Here is a 9,542-nt window from a genome sequence, read left to right as displayed (position 1 = left end):
CTAAGCCCGCGTGTGGTGCGGAGCGAGCGGGCATGGCGGCTCGTGTTCCCAGCTGCCGCACAGTGCGACGGTGATGACGCCGCCCGGCGCGCGGTCGTCGGCGCCAGGCTCCATCGACAGCAAGCCGTCGTGCGCGAACCGCTCCTTGGACATGTGCTCACTGTGGCAGCACGTCGACGCCGCCCCTCCTAAGGCCAGCAGCGCCGGCCGCTCAGGGCGCCGCGCCGCCGGGCTCGGAAGGCTGCCGCGCATCCCACCTGGCTTTGAGTGGGCCGTTCAGAGATAGCCGCAGTCAGTTTCCACCGCCATCACCGCCGACGACGCACCCTCGTCATTGCTGCTGCACGGGGCACCGGACAGCACTGGCTGCTCCACCACGTTGTCCGCGAGAGCGATCGGCTCGGGCAGGATTGAAGGACCACCGCCCCGACAGGAAGCATGGGCTCGGGGTTAACCGAAAGCCCCTCTCAAGCCGGGCCGGGAGCAGCCCGCAGGCGTCTGGGCGGCGCTCGATGACCTTCTGGCGACACCATGGCGGTCAGCAGGTCTCGGGCCAGAGCGGGATGTCCATGACGGCTGACTTGAGCTATGCCAGCGTGACGCCGAGGTGACGGCCACCCTGGACCCTCTCTGGTGTGGGACCGCCATCTAGTCGTAGTGCTCCGTCAGCGCCGGCGCGGGAGGTCAATTATGGAAACCGGAAGTCTGAAGGTCAGGGTAGACGATCAAGTCCTTACTGACCTCCAGAAGGTCCAGAAGGACCTACTGTGGGGAGAGTATACGGAACTGCGCAATCAGGTGCGCCACGTAGAACTCGTCAGGACGAATGCGATCAATTTTGCAATGCTATTGACGTCTGCGCTGATCGCCGTAATAACTCTTGACAGAGCCATCGACCGCGCCGACCTGGGCCTGTGCCTCGTAATCACGGGCGTCGGGCTCTTCTCTGCCGTATTTTCGGTCCTTTACCTGGACCGCTACGTCAGGAATGCGGCAAGGGCCTCTTGTGTGAGACATGAACTGGATCGCTTGTTCTTCAGCGAAGAAGGGCTCGGCCTGGGCTTGTCCAGCCTTCGCGATGCCGGAGAGACTGAATATCTACAACACGGCAACGCGTTCATCGACCGTGTCAAGCGTATCACCTTCCGGGGGGTCGGCAAGGTCTTTCATGACTCACACCTGTTTTGGATCGCGATGCCGACTCTGATTCTGATTGCCGGCATCCTTCTCACAGTTATCTCAGCCTCCCCGCCAGAGTAGGCGAGTCTTCCGTGACCCGTGGAAGGCCGCGGGCCGCAAGTCGCTGCACCGCTGGCTTCGCTGATCATCCCGCGTGCAGTGGCTCGCCGGTCCTTCCAGACAGGCCGCGACAGGGCCGGGGAGGTCGCTCACAGGGCAGGGTGTCCCAAAGTGAGCCGCTCGGGGCGCCGGCGCGGTTCAGGGGAGTTCATGGGCGCCGAGGAGGATGGGCGCCCACCGGCGGGGACCGCTGGGCTTCTTGGTCGAGCGTTGCCGTCCGGGCGGTGTTGCTGTCCTGATCGGGACGGCCGATAGCGGGATCGCCGCCCGCGGCGAGGAGCTCGTCATGAGCATGCGGATGGCTCGCGCTGGCGCCAGGTCGCTGCTGGACCTCCGAGCGATCGCCGTGGCGCTCGCGACCGTGGTCGTTCTCGGAAGCCCGTGGTGAGCGCTCCGCGATGGGCCGGTGAGCGGCCCTGTACCAGGGAGCGGGCGACGGCACTGATCGCGGCCGCTTTTCCTGCGCTGCGCGGCCTGCCGGTGGTGCCGCTGGCCCAAGGGTGGGACAACACCGTCTACGTCGTCGGTGACTGCTGGGCCTTCCGGTTTCCCCGTCGGGCGGTGGCGCTTGCGGGATTCCGGCGGGAGCTGGCCGTTCTGCCGCAGCTGGCTCCGGTCGTTCCGCTGCTGGTCCCCGTGCCGGAGTTGGTCGCCGTTGATGACGACCCGGCCGCTCCGTGGCCGTTCGCCGGCGCCCGGCTGCTGCCCGGGCGAGAACTGGCCGAGACAGGCCTCCCCGACGCCGCGCGGACGGCTGCGGCCCGTGCGGTGGGCAGCTTCCTCCAGGTGCTGCACGATGGCCGGACGCGCGCGGGCGTGGACGTCGAGCTGCCGGTGGATCCCATGCGCCGGGGAGAGCCGCGCGCCCGCATGGACGACACTCGCGAGCTGCTGCGGCGGCTGGTCGCGGACGGTGTCTGGACGGGGGATCCGGCCATCGAGGCCCTCCTGCGCTCCGCCGAGCGGTTGAGTGCACCGGCCGGCGCCCCGGTCCTGGTGCACGGTGACCTGCACGTGCGGCACCTGCTCCTCGACGACGAGGGCGACGCCGTTGGGGTCATCGACTGGGGCGACCTCTGCCTGGCCGATCCGGCCGTGGACCTGGCGTTGGCCTACACGGCCTTCATCGGGCCGGCGCGGGTGGCCTTCTTCCGGGCGTACGGCGAGGTCGACGCCGAGCGGGAGCTGCGGGCCCGCGCGTTGGGCGTTCGCCTGAGCGGATTGCTGGCCGCCTACGCCACCGCGGAGGACCGTCCCGCATTGCTCGCCGAAGCCCTCGCCGGACTGCGCCGAGCGGTCGATCGGCCGTCGCGCGCCGGAAGGTCCTGACGCGATGCGGGCCGACGGAGGCGCGCCGTCGTCACCGCGCCCACCCGTGCCGCCGCACCGGTCGTTCGGGTCCGGTCCACCGTCACCAGCTGCCACGAGCGGGCACGGCGTTACGGTGTGCGGCTGGCCGTTGGAAGGAGCACGGCGACATGGCATCGCAGCCGGACGGCACCGACGTGGAGCGCCGCGACCACCAGCTCCAGGAGATCACGGTCGGACCGCGGAAACCGCACAACGCCCCGATCACCCTCGCCGCGTACGACCCCGGCTGGCTCCGGTTGTTCAGCCGCGAGGCCGACCGCCTGCGCTCGGTGCTCGGCAGCGAGGCGCTGCGCATCGAGCACGTCGGCTCGACCTCGGTTCCCGGCCTGATGGCTAAGCCCATCCTCCCACCCGCCCAGTCACCGGCCGCCGGAGACGCACCGGAGGAAACCAGTAGGTCGACCGGAGAAGTTAGCTGTGGGCTTTCACCAATGGCCGCGATATCGCGCCTTCTCCAGGTGACAGCCGCCCCGACCCGTCCAGCTCTCGGAGACCGCCATGACCGACCAGACCCCCGGCCCCGATCACACCGCCGAGCTGCTCACCATCACCGAAGCCGCCTTGCTGCTACGCGCCCCGTCGCCACGCTGCGGTACTGGCGCCACCTCGGCACCGGCCCGCACAGCTTCCGCCTCGGCCGTCGCGTCCTCCACCGCCGTGACGACCTGCACGCCTGGATCGATGCACGGCGCGATCTGGGCACGGCTGAGCGGAATCCGGCTCCAGAGGCGCAGGTCAACGTCGGTGGCGAGCCGCGGACTCTCGTGCCACGTCCTCGACCGCGCATGGCTGGGCGAGTTTCTGCGGGGACCGAGGTGTCCTACCGGCGTGCGACCAGACCAGAAGGGTGAGCCTTGGCATACAAGCGCGGGGACAAGTGGGTCGGCTTCTATCGCGACGCTGCCGGCAAGCAGCACACGAACGGGAACTTCCGCCGCAAGCGGGATGCCGACCTGTGGGAGCAGGAGCAGAAGTCGGCGATCAGGAACGACACCTGGGTCGACCCGGGTCGGTCGAAGATGACGGTGGGCCAGTGGTCCGAGACCTGGATGGCCGGTCGAGTCCACCTCAAGCCCAAGACCCTGTCGTCCTATTGGTCACTGCTGGCCACCCGAGTGCTGCCCACCTGGAGCACGGTCCCGCTGACCAAGGTCCGACACAGCGACGTCGTCGCCTGGGTGGCCGCGATGCGCGCCGAACTGTCGGCGTCCAGGACCCGGCAGGCCTATCACCTGCTGTCCTCGATGCTGGACGACGCGGTGAGGGACAACCGGCTGGCACGAAACCCGGCCACCGGTGTCGGCCTGCCCCGCCTGCCGAAGTCCGACCGCCGCTACCTCACCCACCAGCAGCTCGCCGACCTGGCCGACGGCTGCGGTCCACACCGCCTGATCATCAGCACCGATCGGTCGTGGTGCCCCGCTTCATCCGCGAGGACCTCGGCCGCCAGCTCGCCGGAAAGGCGCCGAGCGACCTGGTGTTCGGATCCCGCGCCAGCACGCCGCTTCGGGTCCAGAACTTCCGACGCGACTGGTTCGACCGGGCGGCCGACGCCGTCGGCCTCTCGGGCCTCACCCCGCACGAGCTCCGGCACACCGCCGCATCTCTCGCCATCGCCTCCGGCGCGTCGGTGAAGGGGGTGCAGTCGATGCTGGGCCACGCCTCGGCGCAGATGACGCTGGACCGATACGGCCACCTGTTCCCCGACGAGCTGGACGCGGTCGCCGACCGCTTGGACGCCGCTCGTGCTGACCAGGTGCTGACCGAGCCCCGACCTGATGCCCTTGTGGCTCGCATCCGGCGCGCGGACTAGCCGCTGACCAGCACTTCCATGGTGCCCCCGGCAGGATTCGAACCTGCGACACACGGTTTAGGAAACCGATGCTCTATCCCCTGAGCTACGGGGGCTCGTCGGCCGGCGGCCGGGCGGGGAGTGCTGCTCGAGGTTAGCGGGCCGGTGTCCGGAGGCCACCCGCGGCGCTCCCGGCTCGCTACCGTCGGTGCATGGTGGTCCTGCTCGCCGAGCTGGTGCTCCTGCTGCTGGTCGCCGGCCTGCTGCTGTACGGGCTCGGTGTGTGGTCGGCCGGCCCGCCCACGCCTCCCGGCGCCCGGCCGACCCCACCGAGCCCACTGCCCGGGCGCCGGCGCGCCGAGGTGGCCGACGCGGTCGCCCAGGCGCGCTGGGCGCCGGCGCACGACGAGGTCGACGGCCGGACGAGGGTGCTGCTGCGGCGCTCCTACACCGGCCTCGACGGGCTGCCGGTCGTGCTCGAGGACCGCGTCTACACGGCCTTCCCGGCGACCGACCCGGCCTGGGAGGTGCGCTTCACCGAGGCGATGTCGGGCGCCCGGTTCCGCTGCTCGTACCTCAACGCGGAGGAGTCCGCGGGCTGATCGGCCTGCCCGGCGGTCTCCTCGACGAGCCGTACGATCGTCCGCGGCCGGTCCGACTGCGGCGCGTGACCGGCCCAGGCGAGCGGGACGAACCGGGAGCCCGGGGTCAGCGGCAGGTAGCGCACCGTCTGTCCTGACGCGATCCAGTCGGCCACGCCCTGGACGAGGGTGACCGGGCAGTCGATGCGGTCGAGCCCCCGCGGGACGTCGAGCACCAGGCCCCAGAGCAGCGTGCGCCAGAAGTCGCGGGAGTCGGCGAACCCCTCCCGTGCCCCGACGGCCTCTTCGGGCGAGGTGGACCACGGGCGGGCCTTGAGCGGCGCCAGCAGCGCGACGCGGCCGAGGGCCGAGCGGGACAGCGGGCCCACCAGCGTCGCGCCGGTGCGCATCACGACGCGGGCCAGGGCCATGCCGCTGCCCTGCACGAACCGCTCCGGCGGCACGTTGAGCCCGGACGGCGCGATCGCCACCACCGACCGCGCGCGGCCGCGGCGCGCCAGTTCCAGGGCCACGCGGGCGCCGAGCGAGTTGCCCAGCACGTGCACGGACCCGACGCCCTCGTCGTCCAGCGTCCGCTCGACGGCGTCGGTGATCGCCGCGACGGTGGGCCGCTCCTCCAGGGCCGGTGACCGGCCCACCCCGGGGAGGTCGACGTCGATGACGTCGAAACGGCCGGTCAGCAGGGGGACGACGGCGGTGAAGTCGCGGCGGGAGCTGCCCATCCCGTGCAGGAGCAGGAGGGGCTCGCCCGAGCCGGCGCGGGTCCGGGACAGCAGTGCGTTCATCAGGAAGACCTACCCGGTGGTCGACGAGCGGCTCGGTGAGCCTGCTCACCCCTGCCCGTCAAGGGGACGGGCGGCCGCCGTGGGCGCCCCCCGTCGCTGTGGAGGCCGCACCGGGACCGTCGTCCGCCCTGCCCGACCTGGCCTCCCACCGATCGAGGAGGCCCGTGGAGATCCGGGCACCCGACGAGCTCGGGCAGCACCTCGCCACCGTGGCGACGGCGCCCCACCGCGCCCCGGCCGGCCGAGTGCGTCCTCTGCTATGTCGAGCGCAGGATGGCGGCGTGGGACAGGCCGCCGCTCAGCCGGGGTCCGCGCTGGACGCCGGACGAGGAGCGCCATGACGCTCGTCGCGGACCTCGCCGCTGCCGTCGAGACGGCCGGTGGTCACGGACGCGCGCTGGTCGCCGTCGACGGACCCGACGCCGCCGGCAAGACGACCCTGGCGGACCGGGTCGCAGCCCTGGTCGACCGGCCCGTGGTGCGGGCCTCGATCGACGGGTTCCACGCCCCCAGGGCCGTGCGCCTGCGACGCGGCGACCTGTCCCCGGAGGGCTGCTACCGCGACTCCTTCGACCTCGCCGGCCTGCAGGACCGCCTGCTCGCGCCGTTCGCCCACGGGGCGGCCGACGTCGACGTCGACGTCTTCGACCACCGGTCCGACCGGGCGGCCCGGGTCCGGGTGGAGGACGTGCCGACGGACACCGTGCTGCTGGTGGACGGGGTGTTCCTGCTCCGCCCCGAGCTGCGCCGGTGGTGGACGTTCCGCGTGTACGTGCACGTGCCGGAGGAGATGACGCTGGCGCGCGCCGTCCGGCGCGACCTGCCGGTCCTCGGCTCGGTGCAGGCGGTCGAGGAGCGGTACCGCGGCCGCTACCTGCCGGCGCAGGTGCTGTACCGGACCGAGGCGCGCCCGCTGGAGGCCGCCCACGTCGTCGTCGACAACGGCGACCCGGCCGCGGCGGAGGTCCTGCGGTGGTCACCCCCGGCGGAACCGGCCCGCTGACCGGCGCCGGTCGGGCTCCGCGGGGCAGGATGGGCGCATGGGACAGGTCGTGGCCACCGCCGAACGCGTCGTCCGTGCTCCGGCTGACCGGGTGCGCGCCGCCCTCGCCGACTACGCAGGCACCCGCTCGCGCGTGCTGCCCGAGCAGTTCAGCGACTACCGCCTCGAGGCCGGCGGTCAGGGCTCGGGCACCCGCGTGCACTGGCGGTTCGCCGCGACGTCGAAGCGGGTGCGCGACCAGCTGATCGAGGTGAGCGAGCCCGACGGCACGCTGGTCGAGCGCGACACCCGCTCGTCGATGGTGACCACCTGGACGGTCACCCCGGCCGACGCCGGCACCAGCACCGTGCGGGTGCGCACCACCTGGGACGGCGCCGGCGGCGTCGGCGGCTTCTTCGAGCGCACCTTCGCGCCCAGGGGCCTGCGCCGCGTCTACGACGACCTGCTCGGCCGGCTGGATCAGGAGCTGTCCGCCTCCGCCGGCGCTGCCTGAGGTCACGGCGCGGCGCGCCGTTCGAGGGGACGATGGTCCGGTGACCGCCGCCCCCTCCGCCGTCGAGTCGACCCAGACCGGGGTCGCCGGGCTCGACGACCTGGCCGGCCTGGTCGCCGACGGCGACGTCCTCGTCCTCTCCGGCGCCGGCCTGTCCACCGACTCCGGCATCCCCGACTACCGGGGCGCCACCGGCTCGCTGCGTCGGCACACCCCGATGACCTGGCAGACCTTCCGCCGCGACCCCCGCGGCCGGCACCGCTACTGGGCACGCAGCTACGTCGGCTGGCCGCAGATCGCCGCCGCCCGGCCCAACGCCGGCCACTCCGCCGTCGCCCGGCTGCAGCGCGCCGGCCTGCTCGGCGGCGTCATCACGCAGAACGTCGACGGACTGCACCAGGCCGCCGGCGCCCGCGACGTCGTCGAGCTGCACGGCGGCCTCGACCGGACCGTCTGCCTGGCCTGCGGCGACGTCGCCGGCCGCGCCCCGCTGCACCGGCGGCTGCGCGCGGCAAACCCCGGCTTCGGCCCGCACGCCGACGAGGTCAACCCCGACGGCGACGCCGAGCTGCCCGACGACGTGCTCGACGGCTTCGTGATGGTCGACTGCACCGCCTGCGGCGCCGGCCCGCTCAAGCCCGACGTCGTCTTCTTCGGCGAGACGGTGCCCCGCGACCGCGTCGACACCTGCTTCGGCATGCTCGAGGACGCCGGCAGCCTGCTGGTCCTCGGCTCCTCGCTGACGGTCATGAGCGGCTACCGGTTCGTGCTGCGCGCCGCCGAGCTCGGCATCCCGGTGGCCCTGGTCAACCTCGGGCCCACCCGCGGCGACGCCAAGGCCGACGTCCGCGTCGACGCTCCACTGGGCGCCGTCCTGCCGGAGCTCGCCCGCCGCTGCGGCGCGTGACCCGCCGCGAGGTCGGCCGCACCGACGACGGCCGCTGGATCGTCGTCGACGGGCGGCGGTGGCGGGCGGCCGACCCGTCCCTGCCCGACGACGTCCGCGCCCGGCTGCTGTCGCACCTCGGCACGGCCCGCTCGGCCGTCCGGACGGCGTCCGACCCCGTCGCCGTGCGCGCCGCCCGCGACCGGGTGCAGCTGGCCAAGACCGGCCTCGGCGAGCGCGGCCCGGCCTGGTGGGACCAGGACGACGACGCCCGGCGCGCCCGCTGGGAGGCCGCGCTCACCGCCCTGGAAGGCGGCTGACCCCGGCCTCGGGGGAGGATGGTCGGCGATGCAGACCTTCCTGCCGGTGGCCGACTTCGAGGAGAGCGCCCGGCTGCTGGACTCCCCGCGCCTGGGCAAGCAGCGGGTGGAGACCCTCCAGGTGCTGCGCGCCCTCGAGCTCCCCGACTACGGCTGGGCCTCGCACCCGGTGGTGCACATGTGGCGGGGCCGGACGGCGGCGCTGGTCGTCTACGGCCTGGCCACGGTGCAGGTGTGGCGCGAGCGCGGGTTCGCCGACAGCACGCAGACGCTGATCGCCGAGTTCGCCCCCGACGTCGCCGGCGCCTCGCAGGACGAGCTCGCCCGCGCCGGGCTGCTGCCCTCCTGGGTGGGCGACGAGGCGCTGCACCTGTCGCACCGCTCGAACCTGCTGGCCAAGGACCCGGACTTCTACCGGCCGCTGTTCCAGCCGCTCTTCGGCGTCGAACCCGACGACCTGCCCTACCTGTGGCCCGGCCCGGACCAGGTGCCGCCCGCGCCGGAGCCGGAGGGCACCCGGGTCTGGGTCGTGCGGCCGCGGGCGCACAACGAGCTCGGCGCGTGCCTGGCCGCCGGCGTCGTGGGGCTGGGCACCCAGTCGGGTGTCGACGTCGACGCCACCGGCCTCTCGCCGGCCGAGCTGCGCGCCCTGGCCAAGGAGCTGTCGGGACGGCGGCCGAGCAAGGACCTGCGCCAGCTGTCGACCTTCCTCGACGAGATCCGCCCCGGCGACCTGGTCGCGCTGCCCATCGAGCACGGCGCCGGCCTGCTGGTGGGAGAGGTGCTCGGCGACTACCTGTTCGAGGGCCGCGAGCTGCTGCCGCACCGCCGACCGGCCCGCTGGGACCGCGTCGTGCCGCGCGCCGCCGCCCGCCCGCCCGCGACACTGCAGGACCCTCGCGCGCTGTTCTCCGTGGTCATCGACCCCGAGGTGCTGCCGCCGGCGCTGGCCGGCACCACCTACCGGGAGCCGGCGCTGCCGCTCGTCGCT

General features: G+C 73.0%; 11 protein-coding genes, 1 tRNA gene and 2 pseudogenes. 11 read left to right on the top strand and 3 right to left on the bottom strand.

Annotation, left to right across the window (positions count from 1 at the left end):
• Positions 1-153 carry a hypothetical protein gene (locus ABQ292_RS25070; protein WP_369210427.1) on the bottom strand — a complete coding sequence of 51 codons (153 nt, stop codon included), beginning with the start codon at positions 151-153 and terminating at the stop codon, positions 1-3.
• A 537-nt stretch (positions 154-690) separates the two neighbouring features.
• On the opposite strand from ABQ292_RS25070, the gene ABQ292_RS25065 reads away from it, so the two are divergent.
• The 5 genes and pseudogenes from ABQ292_RS25065 (at position 691) to ABQ292_RS25045 (ending at position 4,483) form a co-directional block, all read left to right on the top strand.
• Positions 691-1,260, top strand: coding sequence for a hypothetical protein (locus tag ABQ292_RS25065; protein WP_369210426.1), 570 nt, complete (start codon positions 691-693; stop codon positions 1,258-1,260).
• Between the two features lie 423 nt (positions 1,261-1,683).
• Positions 1,684-2,628, top strand: coding sequence for a phosphotransferase (locus ABQ292_RS25060; protein ID WP_369210425.1), 945 nt, complete (start codon positions 1,684-1,686; stop codon positions 2,626-2,628).
• A gap of 149 nt (positions 2,629-2,777) precedes the next feature.
• Positions 2,778-3,005: pseudogene (locus ABQ292_RS25055) on the top strand (GrpB family protein); the annotation flags it as partial.
• A 163-nt stretch (positions 3,006-3,168) separates the two neighbouring features.
• Positions 3,169-3,365: pseudogene (locus tag ABQ292_RS25050) on the top strand (helix-turn-helix domain-containing protein); the annotation flags it as partial.
• 152 nt (positions 3,366-3,517) lie between these two features.
• Positions 3,518-4,483: a tyrosine-type recombinase/integrase gene (locus tag ABQ292_RS25045; protein ID WP_369210424.1), complete on the top strand. Its 966-nt coding sequence runs from the start codon at positions 3,518-3,520 to the stop codon at positions 4,481-4,483.
• Positions 4,484-4,502: 19 nt separating this feature from the next.
• On the opposite strand, the gene ABQ292_RS25040 is transcribed toward ABQ292_RS25045, so the two are convergent.
• Positions 4,503-4,578 (bottom strand) — tRNA-Arg (locus ABQ292_RS25040).
• Between the two features lie 96 nt (positions 4,579-4,674).
• Between ABQ292_RS25040 and ABQ292_RS25035 the strand changes: the two genes are divergently transcribed.
• Entirely contained in the window at positions 4,675-5,064 is a 390-nt protein-coding gene (locus tag ABQ292_RS25035) for a hypothetical protein (RefSeq protein ID WP_369210423.1), read from the top strand.
• On the opposite strand, the gene ABQ292_RS25030 is transcribed toward ABQ292_RS25035, so the two are convergent.
• Positions 4,953-5,849: an alpha/beta fold hydrolase gene (locus ABQ292_RS25030; protein WP_369210422.1), complete on the bottom strand. Its 897-nt coding sequence runs from the start codon at positions 5,847-5,849 to the stop codon at positions 4,953-4,955. The two genes, ABQ292_RS25035 and ABQ292_RS25030, sit on opposite strands and share 112 nt — an antisense overlap.
• 337 nt (positions 5,850-6,186) lie before the next feature.
• Here ABQ292_RS25030 and ABQ292_RS25025 point away from each other — a divergent pair, with 337 nt between their 5' ends.
• From ABQ292_RS25025 to ABQ292_RS25005, 5 genes are all read left to right on the top strand, one after another.
• Complete coding sequence (locus ABQ292_RS25025) at positions 6,187-6,852, top strand: nucleoside/nucleotide kinase family protein (protein WP_369210421.1); 666 nt, start codon at positions 6,187-6,189, stop codon at positions 6,850-6,852.
• A gap of 37 nt (positions 6,853-6,889) precedes the next feature.
• Complete coding sequence (locus ABQ292_RS25020; RefSeq protein ID WP_369210420.1) at positions 6,890-7,345, top strand: SRPBCC family protein; 456 nt, start codon at positions 6,890-6,892, stop codon at positions 7,343-7,345.
• Between the two features lie 40 nt (positions 7,346-7,385).
• Positions 7,386-8,252, top strand: a complete 867-nt coding sequence (locus tag ABQ292_RS25015; protein ID WP_369210419.1) for an NAD-dependent protein deacetylase — start codon at positions 7,386-7,388, stop codon at positions 8,250-8,252.
• A complete protein-coding gene (locus ABQ292_RS25010) occupies positions 8,249-8,551 on the top strand; it encodes a biopolymer transporter Tol (RefSeq protein WP_369210418.1) in 303 nt (100 codons plus the stop codon). Before ABQ292_RS25015 ends, ABQ292_RS25010 begins: the two co-directional genes overlap by 4 nt.
• Positions 8,552-8,579: 28 nt before the next feature.
• Positions 8,580-9,542: MSMEG_6728 family protein (locus ABQ292_RS25005; protein ID WP_369210417.1), on the top strand; the 963-nt coding region annotated here is incomplete at its 3' end.

This window comes from Geodermatophilus maliterrae, assembly GCF_041018925.1.
In the GTDB taxonomy this organism is placed as follows: domain Bacteria; phylum Actinomycetota; class Actinomycetes; order Mycobacteriales; family Geodermatophilaceae; genus Geodermatophilus; species Geodermatophilus maliterrae.
This window is presented reverse-complemented; position numbering and strand designations above follow the sequence as displayed.